We start from the raw sequence: 18,430 nt of genomic DNA, 5'->3' as shown, positions 1-18,430 counted from the left end.
CATTCCGTTGCAGCCGAGTCGCTCGGCCTGCCGCCCCATCCATTCTAGCCCGCGGCAACGGGGCGTGAGCCGTGGTTCTAAGGCTTCTCGCCCTCACTTTCAACGGCTGCCGCGGGCTTTTCCACCGCTTTCTCGGCGGCCTGCGCGTCAGCTGCCGGCTTCTTCATCTTCTCCAGTTCCTGCTTTAACTGTTTTTCGGGGACGAACTTCATCGCCGCGGAGTTGAGGCAGTAGCGAAGTCCCGTTTTGGTCGGGCCGTCGTTAAAGACGTGCCCCAAGTGCGCCTCGCAACGGCGGCAGCGGATCTCGGTTCGCGGTTGGAGCATTTTCAAGTCGACGTGCTCGGTAATCGCCTTGTCGCTGATCGTCTGGTCAAAGCTCGGCCAGCCGCACTCGGAATCGAACTTCGCGTCCGACTCGAAGAGCGGTGCGCCGCAGCCGACGCAGCGGTACTCGCCTGGTTTGAAGAAGTCCCAGAACTCGTTGCGGAACGGCCGCTCCGTTCCCGCCTCGCGGGTGATGTAGTACTGCAGCTTCGTGAGCCGCTTCCGCCAGTCAACCTGCGACCAGTCGACTTTTTCCGGATCCTCGACCGCCTCTTCCGCCTTCTCTTCCTCTACTGACGCCGTCGGAGCCTTCTCTTCGGCTCCAGCGGCAGCCGTCTCGGCGGGCGCCGGGTCCTGGCCATGGGCGATCGCCGCCAACAGTCCAACGACGGCGATAAGGGAAAGCAACTTCGACATTTGACTCACGCTCCGAAATCTAAATGTAGAACAACGCCCACGGTAATCGTTCCGCACTCGGATCACTCACTCTTCTTCATCACCGGGCTTGTCGCTCACCTTCAACTTGTCGTGAAACGCCTTGCGGAATTTGACCACCTTCGGCTTCACCACCGCGCGGCAGTAGGGTTGCCGCGGGTTATCCTCAAAGTATTGCTGATGATAATCTTCCGCCGGGTAAAACTTCTGGAACTTCGTAATCTCCGTGACGATCGGAGCATCGAACGCACCCGATTCGTCGAGGCGCTGCTTGTACTTCTCGGCTAGCTCGCGCTGTTCATCGCTGTGATAGAACACGGCCGAGCGGTACTGCGTGCCGTGATCGGGACCTTGCTGATTGAGCGTCGTCGGATCGTGCGTCTTCCAGAAAACCTCCAATAGTTCCGGGAAGGTGATCACTGCTGGATCGTAAGTGACTTGGATCACTTCCGCGTGACCGGTGGCGCCGGTGCAGACTTGCTCGTAGGTCGGATTCGGTACCCGGCCTCCGCTGTAACCGCTGACGGCCGACTCGACTCCTTTGAGCTCTTCAAAAACCGCTTCGGTGCACCAGAAACACCCGTTGCCGAACGTGGCGACTTCCACCTTCTTCTCCTTATGCTCCGCGTCCGCGGCGTCGCTTGTCTTGGATGCCGGCTCCGCATGGAGGAGGCCCGTGGCGAGGACTCCGGCGAGGGCCAAAATGACGCCCAGAGACTTCGGGGCCAGCCTAGTGACGCGTCGAATTGAAATCGGCTTGCTCATCAACATGTTTGACGCCCCCGATGGGCTCCCGTTACAAGCTGGAACCGGAAATAAATGACTGCCCCGCAGCTTCCCGCCATTTTATCCCACCGACCTGCGGCGAGAGCTACCCACCACGGTTTTACGCGGTCTGACGCGGTTCGGTTCGGTTGGCGAGGGCTGGTCATTTGGGCTCCCGGTCGAAAATCAACAGGTCCGCCATCCGCTGGCCAACCTCCATCATCCCCTCGTTCACATCTCCGTTAAACTGCAACACCACGGCTGCCCGGCGGTGCGGGAAGGTTTGAACGCACAGCCGGAAGCCGCGTGAGTCGCCGTTGTGTTGGATGCGAGGTTCGCCGCGATACTCGTCGATGAACCAGCCGTAGCCATAGCTGCTGTCTTCACGAGTCGTCTTCGCCTGCGGCGAGAACATCGCATCGTGCGACGCGGCGCTGAGCAGCTTCCCGTCCGCGTGAGCCGTGAGCAACTTCAGGTAATCCTCCAGCGACGTATAAACACAGCCGTCGCCGCGGGTAGCGCTGGCGACGCTTTGGTCGGCGAGCGTCCACTTCCCATCTTCCAGCCGGTGACCGAACGCCCTGTGGGCGACTTCGTTGAGGCCGCGTTGGTAGATGCAAGAGTTGTCCATCCCGAGAGGCCGAAACATCTCGTTCTTCATGAACTGATGGAACGGCTGCTCCGCAGCGATTTCGACGATCATGCCGAGCAGGACGAACGCGGAGTTCGAGTAGCGCCACTGGGAGCCTGGTGCGAACTGCGGTTCTTTCGTGTCGAGCAAAATCTGCACGACGTCGAGATCGCCGAGCTGCAGCGTCGTGCCCTTGGGGATCAACTCCTCATAGTCGGGGAGGCCCGACGTGTGGGTGAGGAGCTGCTTCACGGTGATCTTCTTGCCGTACTCCGGGAAGCCGGGGAAGAACTTGTCGAGGGTGTCGTCGAGCGAGAGCTTGCCTTGATCAACGAGGAGTAGGATCGCCGTGGCGGTGAACTGCTTGCTGACGCTGGCCATGCGAAAGTTGGTCTGCGGCGTACAGAGGACGTTATTAGCGACGTCGGCCAACCCGAACCCATGCTGAAAGACGACCTGGCCATCGTCGACCGCGAGGACGCAGGCGCCGGGGGAGTCGGGCAGGGCGGCGGCAACCTGCTTGATCAGGTCGGGCGAGGCGTCGCCGGCACGGGTAGGAGCTGGCGACACCGCGACGGCAATGGCGATCGCTGCGGCGATGTTCCGCAAGTTGCTGCGACGACAGGTTGGCTGCACTTGATTCATCTGGTTGCTGTGAGCAGGTTGTGGCACTGGTTTTGTCAATGATGCAAACGCGATGGGAGTGGACAAAACCCGCGGCTCGCGGTGCTCGCAGCCGATGTTTTGCGAGAGAAACGCGAGAGTTGTTTTGTCTGACGGCATGGGACGGAACGGATTCTGGATGCTGGATGTGGCGAACCTTGTCTTCGCACACTGGGAGCATTGTCCTGAATGGGGTGGCTCATTTTCAACACAAAAGTTTTGCTTTTTTCTAGGTGGCTCTCGCAGAGGCGCGGAGACGCAGAGAGTGAATGCGGAAGCGAGGTTCTGAGCCCTTTCGTAAGGTCAGGGCAAACTTAGCGAGGAAGCTGGAATCCCGGTTGATGCGCTAGATCCTTCGCTCCGCTCAGGATGACAACGCGACGCCTTACCGACAAGCGTGACGCCTTTCGGACAACGCTACGCCTTAAGAATAAGCCGTACGCTTTACGGACGCACTCGCTAGTGGCCTTCGGCAAGGTAGCGGTTGGGGATGTTGGCGAGCGGCGGGACTGGTCGTCCGGCGGCTGATAGCAGGAAGCGAATGTTGTCGTAGACATCTTGTTCGCGGCGGTGGACTTGCGGCAGCAGGCCGAGTTGGGCGTAGGAGATGGGGGTGACGTCGAAGAACGTCGTCTCCCAAGAGTAGCCTTGGCCCCAATGAACGCCCTTCACGAAGCGTTCGCAATCGGCGCCTGATTGGACCAACAGGCGCATGATTGGCGCGGAACGATTGCGATTCGAATTGACCGTGTGGAACAATGGCGTGTGGCCGTTTATGCCGAACTGGTCGACGCCCGCAGCGGCGTTGACGTCGGCGCCGAGTTCGATCAGCGTCCGCGCGGCGTCGAGTTGGCCGTACTCCGCGGCCACATGGAGGAGTGTGGCGTTCTCCAGCGACGTAAACGTCGAGGGGAGCGTCGTGCGATGCGCAACGAACGACGGGTGAGCTTGCGCGGCGACGCGAATGGCGTCGGGGTCGTTGAGGACAACCGGCGCGATGAGCGGATCGCGAAACTCGGCGCCGTGGTCAATGAGCAGGCGGAGACATTCCTGCAGGGCGTCGGAACGCGCGTACTGTTCGAGCAGCCAGTCGGTCGCGAGCTTGCCCTGAATGGGCGCGCGAGGATCGGCGCCGGCTGCTAGCGCGGCGCGAACGTCGTCGACCCGGTGCCCGTCGAAGGCGGCGAGCAGGTCTTCGTTGGGGTCTGACATGCGATGCTCCTTAGATCGGCGCCTGAGCGAGCGGGGGCGACGGAGCTCATCATATCAGGAGCGACCTCACGCAATAAGCGGATTCATTGCAGACCGGCGCATCGGGTTGCGGAGAGTCGCTGATCGGTGTGCGAAAGGCAACTCAATTATCTCACGCCGGTGGCTTGTTTGATATTTCTCATCCTTACTCTGCGCCTCTGCGAGCGGCAAAGAACCAAGTCGACTGCTGCCGCTGCGGCGACGCCGGCGGCGTAGCAGAGCAGATCGCTCCAGAGGAATCCGTGGCCGAGGGCGAGAGCGCCGAGGCGGGCGGCGCGGAGGTCGTCGATCCAGGGGGCGTGGTAGATCTGGCTGAGTTCGACGGCGACGGAGATGCCAAGGGCGGCGCTGGCGAGGATGCGCGTCCGTGCGAGGGGAAACAGCAGCGCGGCGATCCAGAAGACCATCGCGGCCCAGAGGGCGTCGCCGGCGTACGCGCTGATGAACGAGGGGAGGGCGGCGGCGTAGCGGCGCGAGGCGAGGCCGAGCGCGATCGAGAGGAGGAGCAGGGGGGCGTAGAGGAGTCGCGAGCGCGCGGCGGGGCGTAGGTCGCTCATATGGCGTCTGCAGCAACCCGGCGACCGAGTTGCGTCGCGACGCCGCGTTTGGCCCACCAGCCGACATTGGTGTCGTCGAGATTCAGCTCGCGGAGCGATTCGATGGCGTCGACGATGGCGAGGGCGCCCTTGGTGATGGGCGTGCGCGAGAGGTCGAGCGTGCGGAGTTGCTGGAAGACGCTGAGGTGGAGCACGTCGTTGTCGGTGAGGCGGCAGCCGGGAAGTTCGAGCGCGTGGAGCTCGCGGAGCGAGGCGTAGTTTTCGACCATCGCGTCGATGAAGGGGGTCGGCGCTTGCGAATCGGCGAGGCGGATCTTGGTGACGTGTTCGGAGAGCTGAGCAAAGTCGCCGTAGGATTGTTCGAGCCACTCGGGCGCGTAGGCGGTGACCTCGGCGCCGAGTTGTTCGAGCTCGGTGATCGCGTCTTGCAGCGCGGCGTAGCGAGCCATCTTGGCGGCGATCCAGCCGCGGCGGTCTTGGCGGAATTCGAGGTAGGCCTGGGCCCGCTCGAAGGCTTCGTGGACGGCGGCGAAGGCGGCAGTGGAGCCGCCGCGATCAGGGTGAGTGGCGCGGGCCTTCTCGCGGTAGGCCTGCTTGACGTCCTCGATGGCGTACGGGGGGGCGAGGCCGAGGGTGACCATGAAGTCGGGGCGGTGGTCGTGGGAGTCTGGCATCGGCGGGGCCCTTCAAGCTGGCGGCGTTAGCAATTTTTCCAGTTGCCGCTTGGCGTCATCGTGGGAAACGGTTTCACCGGCCTCGATTTGTCGCTCCGCTTCTTCGATCTTGCATAGGAGCAACTTCGCGAGAAGTTCTTGCCGATCCTCGGCCATCTACCGCAGTCGTTCGAGCTTTTCGGTCATGGATGAATTGTAGCAGTATTTAAGAGGCAGCCCGGCAGGCCTAGTCCACCCGCCGTCCGATTCGTGACCAACGAATCGGACCCCATTCAATCGTCGGATTGCGATCGTTCCAGGGATCAGCCGGAGGCGACTCAGCATACTCGCGCGACCAGAAAATCATCCTCGCGACTCCGACGACGTCGTCTAAGGGGCGGTCGCCGTCGAATCGGCTATCGCGCGACATTCGCCGATTGTCGCCCAGCAGAAAAACGCTGTGTGGCGCAACGGTGTGTGGGCCGAAGTCGCGCATGCCCGCAACTTCAGGGACAGGACCTTCGAAGATGGCGTAAGGTTCCCCAATAGGCTCCCCGTTGCGGAAAAGCTTCTCTTCTTTCAACTCGATGACATCGCCCTCAAGTCCCACCACGCGTTTGACGTACAGGGGCGTGCCCACGCCGTTTTCATAATGTGCAATAATATCGCCATATTGGATGTCACGCACTCGGGGCGCGAGTCGGTCGACCAGAAAACGATCCCCAGGGAGAATAGTTTCCCGCATGGATCGAGTTGGCATTACAAAGGCTTCTGTCCACGACGTTTTAAGAAAGCCGCTGAGAAACGCTCCCCAACAGAACCAAGCAACGATGGCGATCGAGTAACCCCACCCACGTTGATACCGCTTGGGAAACTCAGTTTGTCCTCGACGGGCAACTCGCACTGCGTCAACCACCAAAGCGAGTTGGGGGGCCGCTATCAGAGCGCCTCCCAGTACGACTCCCAAGGGACCCGCGGCGAAGTAGAGTAGGTACGCGCACCCCAGTACTCCAGTAAACAGATTAAAGATCAGCCAAAAGAACGCGCGATTTGGTCGTCCGCAGTATAGGAATGCGACGGGGCTACAGAATATGCCCAGTATCGCTGCGATCCAAGGATTGCGGCGCGTCACCGTGGCGGCTTCCGACGGTTCGTTCATGCTGTTCTCTGTACTTCTACGCCCCGTATTTCCCCAACCGCCCCGCATTCGCCAGCGCCAGCGTCATCAGGTGCTTGGCCTCAAACTGCCCCAGCCCGCCGCGCAAACAGTCGCGTTCGCCGAATTGTTCGACGCCGTCGGTGCGGCAGTTCTTCGCCCACAACAGCGTCGGCACCGGGTGCCAGCTGTGGCTGGCGAGCATGCTCGGGGTGCTGTGGTCGCCGGTGGCGATAAGAACGTCGGGTTTGAGGGCCATGATCTTCGGGACGGCGGCGTCGAATTCTTCGGTCCGCTTCACCTTGGCGTCGAAGTTGCCGTCTTCGCCGGTGCTGTCGGTGTACTTGAAGTGGATGAAAAAGAAGTCGTACTTATCCCAGTTCTCTTTCAGGACTTCCATTTGCTCGTCGAGCGTCTTGGCGTGGCCGAGGATGTCCATGCCGACGAGTTGGGCGAGGCCCTTGTACATCGGGTAGACGGCGATGGCGGCGGCGCGGAGGCCGTAGACTTCTTCATAGCTCGGCAGGCTCGGCTTGCTGGCGACGCCGCGCAGGGTGCAGCCGTTGGCCTTCTTCTCAGCCTTGAGAAGTTCTTGCGCTTGGCGGACGAACTCTTTGAGAATGCTCGCTGTCATGGCGCTTTCAGGGTTGCCGGCGACGGGGTCAAGCGGCGGGACGCCGGTGATTTGCGGGTCGGTGTCGTGCACGAAGTCGCCGAGCTTCCCCTTGTTGGCGCCCGTGCCGCGGAGGACGACGACGAAGCGATGTTCTTTCACCGGCTCGACGAAGATCTGCACGTCGGGGATTTTCACTTCGCGGAGCTTGATGGCGAGCGGGGCGCTCTCTTCGCTGGCGATGCGGCCGGCGCGGCGGTCGCTGATGTTGCCCTTCGCGTCGAGCGTGCAGAAGTTCGCGCGGATGGCGACGTCGCCCTCTTCAAGCTTGAAGCCGATGCCGGTCGCTTCGAGGGCGCCGCGGCCGATCAGGTACTTCACCGGGTCGTAGCCGAAGAGGCCGAGATGGCCCGGGCCGCTGCCGGGGGCGATGCCGGGAGCGACGGGGATGCTGCTGCCGCAGATGCCTTCGCGCACGAGCTTGTCGAGGTTGGGGGTCTTCGCGGTTTCGAGTTCGGTGAGCCCGCCCGGTTGTTGCGGCAGGCCGCCCAGACCGTCGGCGACGAACATGACGATCTTCGAGTCGTTCTTGACGAAAAGCTGGCGGGTGAGGGCGTGGATGTCCATGGCTGCGCGAAGGGGGAAGGCGGAAGGTGGAGGGGAAGACGCTAAGCCGCGAGCGGCTGGGAATGGCGAAACAGGTGATTTTAACGGGGGGCGAGCGGCGGCGGCAGGGGCACTTGCCGGGGGGGCTGGGATGGAGAGGATAGGGGAACCGTTTTGGAAATGCTAACCACCAAGGCTCCAAGGCACGAAGAAGTCACGAAGAAGTAAGAAGTTTCGCGGCTTCGGCAGTTAGGCGGCCAGTTTCTCAGGAGGTCTTTCGATTCCGCGGGTCAGTCGTTCTCTTGCACGAGTTTTCTTCGTGCGTCCTTCGTGCCTTCGCGTCTTTGTGGTTAAATTCAAATTCCGCCATTCGTTCAACAGCCGACAGTTCATTTAGATAAGTAAGGAATTCGTCATGGCCGACAAGTTGATTTCCTACGATCCCAGCGGCGTCTTTCTGCCTGAGCATGGGATCACGCCGGCGGAGTTGGCCGACTTGGCGGGGCATCTCGACGAGGCGCGGGACGAAGTGCTGGCCGACGCACAGTTGTGGGCCGACGGCGTCGAGGTGCCGGCGGAGAAGGTTCCGCTCGATGCGGGGTTTCACGATCTGCCGGATCGGCTGCTCGCGGACTTTCGCACCAACGGCCCGCGGAGCGAGTTGGCTCGCATCAAGGCGGCGGCCGATCGGCTGAGCGGCGAGGTCGACAGCGTCGTCGTGCTGGGGATCGGCGGATCGTACATGGGAGCGCGGGCGCTGCTGGAGGCGTGCTGCCATCAGTACTACAACGAGGTCGAGCCGGCCATGCGCCGCGGTCGGCCGCGGATGTACTTCGAAGGCAACAACGTCGACAACGACGCGCTGCTCGACCTGCAGCGGTTGTTGCAAAGCCGCGGCGACCAGTGGGGCTTGGTCTGCATCAGCAAGAGCGGCGGCACGCTGGAGACGGCGGCCGCCTTTCGGATTCTCTTGCACGATTTGAAGGCGTCGCTGGGGAAGGACTCCGGCGAGTTGGCCAAGTTCGTCATCCCCGTGACCGGCAAGACGGGGAAGCTGTTTGAACTATCACAGGCGCTGGGCTGCAAAGAAGTGTTTGAAGTGCCGGACGGCGTCGGCGGACGGTTCTCGGTATTGTCGGCGGTCGGGCTGACGCCGGCGGCGCTGTTGGGGCTCGACCTGGAACGACTGCTGGCCGGCGCCGCGGCGATGAACGAACACTTCCGCAACAACGGACCGGCGACGAACATCGTGCTGCAATACGTGGGCGTGTGCCACTTGATGGAGGAGCTGCGCGGCTGCTACACCCGGGTGTTGTCGACATGGGGCAAGCGGCTCGAAGCGGCCAGCCTGTGGTACGACCAACTGCTGGCCGAGAGTCTCGGCAAGCACGAAGTCGGCGCGTTGCCGCTTACCGTGGTGAACACCCGCGATCTCCACAGCCGCGGGCAGCAGCACCAGGAAGGGGCGCGCGACAAGCTGATCACCAACCTCATTGTCGACCAACCAAGTCGCGGGGCGATCAAGGTGGGGTCGAGCGACCTCAACCAAGACGGACTCAACGAGCTCGCGGAGAAGTCGATTCCGAACATTCTTGCGGCGGCGATCGAAGGGACGAACCTGGCCTATCGCGAAGCGAATCGCCCGACGGCGGATATTCACCTGCCGCAGCTCGACGAATACACGCTGGGGCAGTTCTTCCAGTTCATGATGCTGGCCACCGTCGTGGAAGGGCGGCTCATTGGCATCAATCCCTACGGCCAGCCGGGGGTGGAGGCTTATAAGAAGAATATGAACGCGATTCTGCGGCGCTAATCTTCCTCTAGGAAGTCTCTCGCAGAGGCGCGGAGAGAATTTCTTGATAGCCACAAAGAAGCACAGAAGACGCAAGAGGAATGACTTGCTTTCTCTATTGTGATTTTTGTGCTTCTTCGCGGCGATCACTCCGCCTCTGCGATAGATCTTTATCGCGGCTTGAGAATCTTATCGAAAGCCTTATTGATCTCTTCGCCAATGATGCCCCCCGCCGCTTGTTGGGCGGCTTGGGCGACGAAGCTGCCGACCGCGCGGTTGTCGACTTGCGGCTTCGCGAAGGTGCCGGCGACGGGAATTTGAATCACTTGGCCGACCAAAGACTGCAGGGCCGGTTTGCTGCCGACCCATTTCTGTTGGATCGGTATTTCGATCATCAGGTTGAGCGTTTCGTCGAAGCCGACCGAGCCGTTCGAGCGGACCGGCACGTCGTCGATCAGGAACTCGAGGTTCTTGTGATAGACGCGGCCCTCGGCGATCGTGACGTCGATCGCCTTTTCGCTCATCGTGATCCCTTTGATCGGCTCGGCGGCGGCTGGTTTCTGCGGCGAGACGGCGCCGAGGATGCTGCCGATGCCCTGATTGAGGTTGCCCAGACCTTGATTGAGATTCTGCGTGAGATTTTGTCCCAGGTTCTGGCCATTCTTGCTGAGGGCGTCGACCTGTTTGATGAGGTTCGCAATGTCCTGAATCATCGGCCCGGGCGTGACGGCGAGGTTGTGAACGGTGAGCCGACCGTCGAGCTTGCCGGTTTTCGGCTGCCGCAGCGGGATCTGGGCGCCGTTCAGGAAGAACGAGAAGGATCCTTCGGTCCGCGCGGCGCCAGCGACGATCGGGGCGGCGTACTTGAGCATGCGATCGCTCACCTCGGCCGAGATCGCGACGTTGGTGATTGCCTGGCCAGGGGCGAGCTCCAACATCTGCGGATTGGCGTCGAGCAGGATGCGCGGCGTCAGGCTCACTTTCCCCGTGGGGCCGACGGTCAGTTCCAGCGGCGAGAATTGCGCCTGGCCGTCGCGAACGCTCGCGGCGAGCTGAGCGGGGCCAATCGGCAAGCCGAAGACGTTGGCGGCGGTCCAACCGGTTTGCGTGGCGAGCTGCCACCGGCGTGACCAGTGGGGGAGGGTGCTGGATGCGGGCTGCTGGGTGCTGGCGAAGGCGCTGGGCGTGGCCGAAGGCGCGCCGTTCGAGGTGGAGGGAGCGGGACCTGTTGAATTCAATCCGTCACGGCTCGCGTACAACTGTCCCGTCGCTTGCAACCGTGCTTGGTTCGCGCCCGTGATTTGCACGTTCGGGCCAAGGTAGGCGGTGAGGAGTTGGGCCAACTCGGCGGCGTCGTAGGTCAGATTAACGTCGCCGCGAACGACGCCTGCGGTGCGCACCTGCTCGACGACGCCCGATCCTTCCATCTTCACCGTCTTGCCGGTGACATTGATGCCGGAGAGTTGCAGCCGGTCGTCGGCGTTGGTGTACGCGGCAACCGTCGCGAGGTCGACCTTCGGTTCGTTCCAAGCGATCGTGCCGTCAGCGGAGTTCACGAGTTGCAACGGCTCGGCGGAGGCGTTGAGCGTTGCCGTCGCCCGCTGGGCGTCGCTGGCGAGTTGCAGTCGGCCAACGAACTGCCCGCGCGGCCGAAGTCCCCCGGCCTGCGCGCCGAGCAAATCGCCCCAGGCCGCCAGCCGATCGAAGTCGCCGCGGAAGGCGACGTCGCCGCGGGCAAGCGGCGGGCCCGCGGCGGCGAATTGCACGGAGACGTCGCGCGTGCCGAAGGCAATGGAGCTGCTGCTGAGTTGGTACGCCTTCGAGGCGAACTGCCGCGTGGCCGTTTCCCAGCGGAAGTCGCCCGCGGCTTCGATGCCTGCCTCGACAATCTGCGTCGCTCCGACCTTGGCCGCGAAGTTCTGAATGCTGATTTTCGACTGGTCAACCTGCAGCAAGCCAGGGGCCGCGCGAAGTTGGGCGCTGATCGTCGATTGCCCCGCTAGCTGCTCCGGCACGCCGTTGACCCAAGGACGAAGCCGTCCGGCCCACTGCTCCAATGGGCCGTTGCCGTTGAGCTTGAGATAACACTCGCCGTTGAGCTGGGGAAGCCAGGAGCTTTCATCATCGATCACAGCCAGCGGTTCGAGCAACTCCGCGGAGAGGGTGTCGGCGGGACCGCGCATCATCAAGCTGGCTGTTTCGATCCGTTGCGGCTTGAACTCGCGCCGCGAGCCGGCGGCCTGGATTTCGACGCGCACCTGCGGGTCGTCCCAGACGGGCTTGCCCTCGCGCTGGACGTCGATCTGTTGCAGATCAAGTTCGGCGCTGACGGCGAATCGATCAACGCCCGTATCGCGCAGCGAGAACTTGCCGGCGCCGGTTCCTTGCAGCTTCCAGGCCGAGAGATCTTGGAATTGACCGAGCTCTTCGGCGAGCTCGTTGAGATTGAACTCGAGGCTCCCTTCCAGTCCGCCGGCCGTGCCATTGGCCGTGGCGGCGGCGAACGTCGAGCGGAGCAGGCCGCTTTGGAATTGCGGTCCGGCGGCCGTGTCGACGGCGTCGAGCGCAATCTCGAACGGCTTGGTCCAGCGGATGGGACGCTGGCCGTCCGTGCCGACCAAATCTTGCAGCACCGCGGCGACGGTCCAGTGGCGGGCGGCGTCGGTCTTTGCGCTGCGGGCGGTGATCTCCATGCTGCCGGCGTCGACGCGCACGCCGGGACGCAGCCGCAGCGTTCGCGGCAGCATGCGGGTCAGCTGCGGCAGTTCGGCGCGGGCGGTGATCGTGGCGTCGCTCGTCGGGAGCGATTTCAGACTCAGGCGATCGATTTCGTCGAGATTGAACTCGCCGTTGATTTCGGCCTGCAGCCAATCGCCCCGGGCGGTGCAGCCAGCGGCTCGCAGTCGGTTGCCGGCCACTTCCGCGTCGAGATGCATCGCAACCGCGGCGAGTTCCAGGAGGTCGCCAGCGAGCGCGGTGGAGGTGAAACGCAAGTTCGCGGCGTCGAGCTTGCCCTTGGCAGTGACTTTCCCGTAGCCCCCGGCTCCGCCGGGGGGTAGAGCGACATTGGATAAGGCCGGCTGGCTTGTTTGGTCGTTCGACCCCCCGGCAGACCCGGGGGCTAGAGGAGCGTCGCTCCATGTGACTCTTAGGTCAGGCGACGCCTCGCCGGTAAGCCGCGCGCCATCGACTTTACGCGCGAGCCATGGTTCCAGCGGCGCGAGCGGCAAACGGTCGGCGACGACGAGTAGTTCCTGGGCAGCCGTGGCGTCGCCGCTCCCGGCGCCACTCGGGGCGTCCGCCGGCGCCAAATGAATTTTGAAGCGGCCGGCTTGATCGACGATAGGAGCTTGCGGGGCGGCGAGATCAGTTGGCGCTGCTGCCGGAGGGGCTAAGTCGTTTGCGGCGGCGCCGGCCGTGGCGGGCGAACCGAGTCGCAGCGTGCCGTCGGCGAGGATGTCCCAACCTCCTGAGGCGATGGGCTTCGCACTGGCGCTGAGGCCGGTGATCTGCCACTGCTGTCCAGTCGACAGGTCGCGGCCGACGATCGTGCCATCGACAATGACCAGTTCAAATTGCGGTGGTCCGCTGGGACCGCTGGCGGGATCGTTGGCCGCCTTCGCGGCGGCGTCGGCCAGCTGGGCAACGAGATCTTCAACGCTGCTGCCGCCGGCGCGGGTTTCGATCTGCAGCATCGGCCGCGTGACGGTCACCGTGCCGAAGTCGTTGCGGTTCGACAAAAAGCCGATGAGGGAACGGCTGGTTTGGACGAGTTCGGCGGCAAACTGCTGCGTTCCCTTGGCGTCGAGGAAAGCCACGCCGGCGAGACCTTGGCCGCTGGTCCACGAGAAGGCGGCGTCGCTCGCGGTGAGTCGCCCGGCGCCAGGCGGCAGGGCGTTGCCGAGAATCGTGTTGCGCAGCGGCGACTTGGCAATGATCGTTGGCGCCGCGAGGAGCAGGATGACCAGGGCCGCCAGGACGAACAACAACTTCCACCGGCGTCGGCCGCCTTTGCGGCGACGAGCGCGGCGCGACGAGGGCAACTCGTCGACTTCGTCGAGCGCTTCGTCGTCGTCGGTGAGTCGTCGTCTGCGGGCCATCGATTCGCCTGATGCGGAGGGCGCGCAGTCGCGATAGGCGAGCTCGCGCGGGCGAACGGATTCTAGGGGGCCGGGCGGCGCCATCCTAGGCGAATTGCGGAACAACGGTGCTAGCGTTCTTGCCGCCCTCGGCTGTGAACCGTCTGCAACTGCCAGCATTCTTAAAATGCTTCACGGATTCGCCATAACCACAGAGAACACAGAGGAAGATTAAGGAAGGAAGCCCTTCACCTCTTCTCTGTGTTCTCTGTGGTAAATGTGTTTGTGACGGCAATTAAATAAGCGTCGAAGCGAGGGCGGAAACCGTTGCTATGCCACGGGGGCGGGCCAGAGGAACTTGCCGGTGTCGCGCAGCGCGACGATTTGCTGGACGGAATGGTCGCTTTTCCGCTCGACTGCTTCGAACGAATTGAATGCATTGTGAGGCGTGCAGATCACGTCGTCGCGGCGGGCCAGCGCGAGCGTTGCTTGCACTTCGGGATCGTCGGACGGATGCTTTGTTCGCAGGGCGACGGCGAGTTCGGCCTCGTGGTTGTAGACGTCCATGCCGACGCCGCTGAGTCGGCCCGCTTCGAGCGCCGCCAGCAAATCGGCCGCGGGGCTGAGCTCGCCGCGCGAGATATTGACGAAGACGGCGCCCCGTTTCACTTGCCGCCAACTGGCAGCGCTAAAGTAGCCGTGGTTCGACGCGTTGAGGTCCATCGCGCAGACGATCACGTCGGCCTGCGCTAGGGCCGCGTCGATGCCGACGTAATTCACGTCAGCGTGGAGTTCATGGCGATCGACGCCGATCACGCGCATCCCAAGTGCGTCGCCGATGCGGCAGACTTCATGGCCAATGTGACCGATGCCGACCACCGCCAGCGTTCGGCCTGCGCATTCGTGACCGGTGATGCCGTCGCGATGAAAATCGTGGAACTGACGCGTCTGCAGCGGCAGGCGGCGCAGCAGCGCCATCCAGAGCAGCATCGCCTGCTCGGCCACGGCGCGGTGGCAGTAGAGGGGAAGGTAGCCAAGCGCGACCGGCGCCTTGCTCGCGGCGGAGTACGCGGCGAGGTGGTCGTAGCCGGTGCTGCGGCTGAGGATCGCCTGCAGCTGGGGCGCCCACGTCGTTGGCAACAACGACTGGGTACGGACCGAAATGATCGGCGCCGGCGGCAGGGCGTGCCCCGCCTCCTGGATCGTGAGATCGGTGTAACCGGCCGCGAACGACGCCGGCAGCAACCGCCGCAGGGCAGCGGCCTCTTCTTCAAAAGCTTCGTAGAAATAGACGTCGAGCATGGAGAAAAAGTCTCTCGCAGAGACGCGGAGGCGCAGAGAGGATCCGCGGAGCTAACTTGGAAAATTGCAAACGATTATGGCTGTCGATTCTAACCAGCCTGCGCCCGCTCCTCTGCGGACTCTGCGCCTCTGCGAGAGAAATTCCCGCAGCAAGCGTGCTTTTCGATTACAGCTCGAAGTTGAACGTCCGGCTCAGATAGCGGCCGACGCGCCAGGCGATGGTTTGCGGCTTCACCGTGATGCGGGCCGTGCCGATCAGGCCGTTGCGGAGCATGCCCTGCGGGTCGTTGAGGCGGGCGATCGCTTGGAACGATGTGTTGAGCGGCCGCAGGCTGCCGTCGGGGTTCTGCTGGGCGGCGAGCGGGCCGCCGTTGACGCTCGCGAGCCGCGCGGGCGCGACTTCGACGGCTTTCGATTTGTTGACTTGCGAGATGGTGCTGACGAAGACGTGGTAGGCCGATTCCTCGAACATCAGCCGCACCTCTTGCCCCTCGGCGACGATGCCGCTGTCGTCCTGGTCGATAATCAACGTGGCGTCCCATTCGTCGGGGTCGCCGATCATGCAGATCAGGTTCTGTTGACCCTGCGGCGAAAAACTGGCGCCGATGTTGCGCTCATCGAGCGGCGTGCCGGTCCAACCGCCGAGTTGGGTCCCGTCGGAACTAGGACGCTCGGGAGTGCGCGGCGGGGGGATCACCGTGCCGTCGCGCGGGGCGACGATCGTCAGGCGGGCGAGGTCGGCTTCCTTTTGCGCGAGTTGCTTGGTGACGCCGCCGAGTTGCTTGAGCGCGGTGTCGTAGCGTTGCGAGGCCTCTTCGCCTTTGGATGGTTGGAATTGCAGCAGTTCGAGGTTTGCAAGTTCAGTCTGCAGCGTCGCCTGTTCGCCGCGGAGTTTGGCGACCGCCAGTTTGAGGTCGAGATTCTCCAGCTGGGCAATGAGGTCGCCCTTCTTCACTTGTTGCCCGGCCTTGACGCCGAGCTTGACCAGGCGGCCGGGAACTTCGACATAGACGCTATCGACGTTGTAAGGCTGTAGTTCGAACGGCGCGATGACCCGCATCGGAAGCGGCACGAGGAAGAGCGACGCGACGAAGCCCGCCAGCAGCGACAAGGTGATGTAGAGTCGAACCCGTTTCACCTTGCTCCACCTCCCCGGGACGCGAAAGAACTTCCAAACAGCCTTGGCCGGCATAAAGATCATGCCGTAGATCGAGGCGAGGGCGAGCGCCTGCCCCAGGACTTTCAGTCCGTACGGCTCGAACACCTTATTCAGGAAGAACAAAATCGAAAAGAGGACCACCCAGCGATAGAGAGCCGAGGCAACCGTGTAGAGCGCGAACAGCAGCTGGTGCCGCTTCGGGAGGAAGGGATCTTCGGGCTCTTCGAGTCCCAGGCACCACTTGCCGAGCTTGCGGTTGAGGATCGTGCTCGCCTTCTGGCGGAGGTTCGGGATTTCGAGAATGTCGCTGAGGATGTAGTAGCCGTCGTAGCGCAGCAGCGGGTTGGCGTTGAACATGATCGTGCTCACCGAGCTGACGAACATCACGTTCAAGCAGAAGTAATTGAGCGGTCCCGGCTCGCTGAACCACCAGATGAAGGTGCAGATCGAGGCGAGCACCACCTCGACGTACATTCCGGCGGCGCCGATCGCGGCGCGATGCCAGCGGTTGGGCAGCATCCAGGAATCGGAGACGTTGCAGTACAGACACGGCGTCATCACCAGGAACATGACGCCCATCTCGTGGCACTCGCCGCCAAAGTGCTTGCACGACATGCCGTGGCCGAACTCATGCAAGATCTTCGTCGCCGTGAGCGTCACAGCCAGCGCGAGCCAATTCTGCGCGGAGAAGAATGAGTTAAACTCAGGCAGCCGCGACTTGAAGACGTCGAACTGCACGAGCACCAGCGTCAGCGCCGCCATCGCGAGCATCAGCGCGCCCGCCGTCGCCGCCGGCGTGAAGAACCAGCGGACGTACGGGTAGAGCCAGTTCAGGAGCCGTTCGGGGTCGATCCCCCGGAGGCGGAACGCGAGGATATTGCTGAGCGCCCCGAGCAGTTCGCGGTACTTCTTTTCGTCGCGGCGTTCCTTCAGCGCCCAGCCTTGGCCGGGGGCGTCGGAGAGGACCAACCCGCTCTTGTGGAGCATGCCGATGAAGTTCTGCAGTTCCTCGACGCGAATCGTCTGCGGCGGGAACTCGGCTTCGAACTGTTCGGCGATGTCGTCGAGGCTCGACTGCCCGTCGAGCATTTGCAGAATCGCGAACTCCTCCTCTTCGAAGCGGAAGTATTGGAGGCCGACCGGATCTTTCACCACCCAGTAGGTGCGGCCCTGGTAGCGCTGCTTGCGGGCCTTCAGGTCGGGGCGGGCGCGGATCGTGAGTTTGCGCGACGAGCTGGAGACGATGCTGTCGGCAAGAGTGGGCATGCGGGGAAGGGTTCAGGCGTCGGGGTTCAGTTTCAGAGGTGAGGAAACGGAAGCAACAGGACATGCGAGCCGGGGCGTCTCGCCCCCGGCGAATACCCCTAGTTCCCACGCTACGCGTCGTTCATTTGTGGTGCAACGGTCGCGCCGGAGAGCGGTGGATTTACCGTCGCCACGCGGAGCGTGGGACGAGGGTCACTTGGCCGGAATCGCCGCCCCGCGGGCCTGCGGTTCGGCGGGCTGGCTCACGTGGATCGTCATTTCGGCCAACAGCCCGGGACGGATCAGCCAGTAGTCGCCGCTGCGTTGATTCTGGATTTCGGCGCGCACCAGGTAATCGCCTTTCACGGCCCGAACGGTTTGGCCGACGTAGGTGATCCGGCCGGGGAGCGACACCTCGCGGTCTCGGGCGAGCCGCACTTTGATCGTCACTGGCTTGCCGGCGAGCTCAACGGGGTCGAATTGACTGGCGTTGACGTAGCTTTCGACCCGCAGCACGTCGAACTTCACCAGCCGCAAGATCGGGTCGCCCGGGTTGACCCATTGGGCTTCCTTCTGGAAGAGCTGTTGCACTTCGCCGTCGAACGGCGCCTTGATCGTGCGGCGGGCCAGGCCGATGTCGGCCGCCTCGAGTTCGGCGCCTTTGACGGCCGCCTCTTTCTTGGCGATGACCTGATCCTTGCGGGCCTTCTCGATTTGGAGATTCGAGCGATCGAACACGAGCTCCTTCTGCAGCACCTGGATGGGGGCGACGGAGTTGGGGACCCGCTTGTTGGTTTCGATATCCATCTCCCAGTCGACTTTGGCCACTTTGGCGGCCAGGATGGCATACTGCTCCTCGACCTCGTCGTTGGCCCGTTCGGTCGCCGCGTCCAAGGTCAGCTTGGCGACGTCGACCGCCGCCTTCGCCTGCCGATCGTCGATCGTGGCCAGCACCGTGCCGTCGTTGACGCGGTCGCCTTCGTTAACGGCAATTTTGAGCAGCGTTCCTTCGGCCTCGGCGGCGACGATCGAATCTTCCTCGGCGGTGATTGAGGCCGAGCTGAAGACGGGGTCGCCGTTGGCATCGACTCGCGACTGATCATTGGGGCGATAGGGCGCGCCTCCTCCCACCTGGGCGAAGAGGGCAAGAATGGCGAGGAGTGAGGCGGACATGGTTAGCTCCGTATTGGCACTTCA

The 18,430-nt window shown here is 63.1% G+C and carries 13 protein-coding genes; 1 reads left to right on the top strand and 12 read right to left on the bottom strand.

Annotated features, from left to right (window positions below; genetic code table 11):
* Positions 1-77: 77 nt before the first annotated feature.
* From msrB to I41_RS24255, 8 genes are all read right to left on the bottom strand, one after another.
* Positions 78-743 (bottom strand): peptide-methionine (R)-S-oxide reductase MsrB, encoded by a 666-nt coding sequence (gene msrB / locus I41_RS24290; protein WP_145435614.1) that lies wholly within the window; start codon positions 741-743, stop codon positions 78-80.
* Between the two features lie 66 nt (positions 744-809).
* Positions 810-1,526 carry a peptide-methionine (S)-S-oxide reductase MsrA gene (msrA, locus tag I41_RS24285; RefSeq protein ID WP_145435613.1) on the bottom strand — a complete coding sequence of 239 codons (717 nt, stop codon included), beginning with the start codon at positions 1,524-1,526 and terminating at the stop codon, positions 810-812.
* A 163-nt stretch (positions 1,527-1,689) separates the two neighbouring features.
* The gene (locus I41_RS24280; protein ID WP_210421061.1) at positions 1,690-2,829 is read right to left on the bottom strand and encodes a serine hydrolase domain-containing protein; all 1,140 of its coding nucleotides are present in this window, start codon (positions 2,827-2,829) and stop codon (positions 1,690-1,692) included.
* A gap of 450 nt (positions 2,830-3,279) precedes the next feature.
* Positions 3,280-4,032, bottom strand: a complete 753-nt coding sequence (locus I41_RS24275; RefSeq protein WP_145435611.1) for an ankyrin repeat domain-containing protein — start codon at positions 4,030-4,032, stop codon at positions 3,280-3,282.
* 146 nt (positions 4,033-4,178) lie between these two features.
* Positions 4,179-4,628: a ribosomal maturation YjgA family protein gene (locus tag I41_RS24270; RefSeq protein WP_145435610.1), complete on the bottom strand. Its 450-nt coding sequence runs from the start codon at positions 4,626-4,628 to the stop codon at positions 4,179-4,181.
* Complete coding sequence (locus I41_RS27845; protein ID WP_210421060.1) at positions 4,625-5,302, bottom strand: J domain-containing protein; 678 nt, start codon at positions 5,300-5,302, stop codon at positions 4,625-4,627. Before I41_RS27845 ends, I41_RS24270 begins: the two co-directional genes overlap by 4 nt.
* A gap of 226 nt (positions 5,303-5,528) precedes the next feature.
* Positions 5,529-6,440 (bottom strand): signal peptidase I, encoded by a 912-nt coding sequence (gene lepB, locus I41_RS24260; protein WP_168207131.1) that lies wholly within the window; start codon positions 6,438-6,440, stop codon positions 5,529-5,531.
* A 16-nt stretch (positions 6,441-6,456) separates the two neighbouring features.
* Positions 6,457-7,677 carry a 2,3-bisphosphoglycerate-independent phosphoglycerate mutase gene (locus tag I41_RS24255; protein ID WP_145435608.1) on the bottom strand — a complete coding sequence of 407 codons (1,221 nt, stop codon included), beginning with the start codon at positions 7,675-7,677 and terminating at the stop codon, positions 6,457-6,459.
* A gap of 394 nt (positions 7,678-8,071) precedes the next feature.
* Here I41_RS24255 and I41_RS24250 point away from each other — a divergent pair, with 394 nt between their 5' ends.
* Positions 8,072-9,469 carry a glucose-6-phosphate isomerase gene (locus I41_RS24250; RefSeq protein ID WP_145435607.1) on the top strand — a complete coding sequence of 466 codons (1,398 nt, stop codon included), beginning with the start codon at positions 8,072-8,074 and terminating at the stop codon, positions 9,467-9,469.
* 149 nt (positions 9,470-9,618) lie between these two features.
* On the opposite strand, the gene I41_RS24245 is transcribed toward I41_RS24250, so the two are convergent.
* The 4 genes from I41_RS24245 to I41_RS24230 form a co-directional block, all read right to left on the bottom strand.
* Entirely contained in the window at positions 9,619-13,548 is a 3,930-nt protein-coding gene (locus I41_RS24245; protein WP_145435606.1) for an AsmA family protein, read from the bottom strand.
* Positions 13,549-13,857: 309 nt separating this feature from the next.
* Positions 13,858-14,829, bottom strand: a complete 972-nt coding sequence (locus I41_RS24240; RefSeq protein ID WP_145435605.1) for an NAD(P)-dependent oxidoreductase — start codon at positions 14,827-14,829, stop codon at positions 13,858-13,860.
* Between the two features lie 166 nt (positions 14,830-14,995).
* Positions 14,996-17,254: a biotin/lipoyl-binding protein gene (locus I41_RS24235; protein ID WP_145435604.1), complete on the bottom strand. Its 2,259-nt coding sequence runs from the start codon at positions 17,252-17,254 to the stop codon at positions 14,996-14,998.
* Between the two features lie 192 nt (positions 17,255-17,446).
* Complete coding sequence (locus I41_RS24230) at positions 17,447-18,406, bottom strand: efflux RND transporter periplasmic adaptor subunit (protein ID WP_145435603.1); 960 nt, start codon at positions 18,404-18,406, stop codon at positions 17,447-17,449.
* Positions 18,407-18,430 lie beyond the last annotated feature (24 nt).

Source organism: Lacipirellula limnantheis (genome assembly GCF_007746075.1).
Lineage (GTDB): Bacteria > Planctomycetota > Planctomycetia > Pirellulales > Lacipirellulaceae > Lacipirellula > Lacipirellula limnantheis.
Note: the sequence above shows the minus strand (reverse complement) of the source record. Positions and strands in the feature narration are given on the sequence as shown.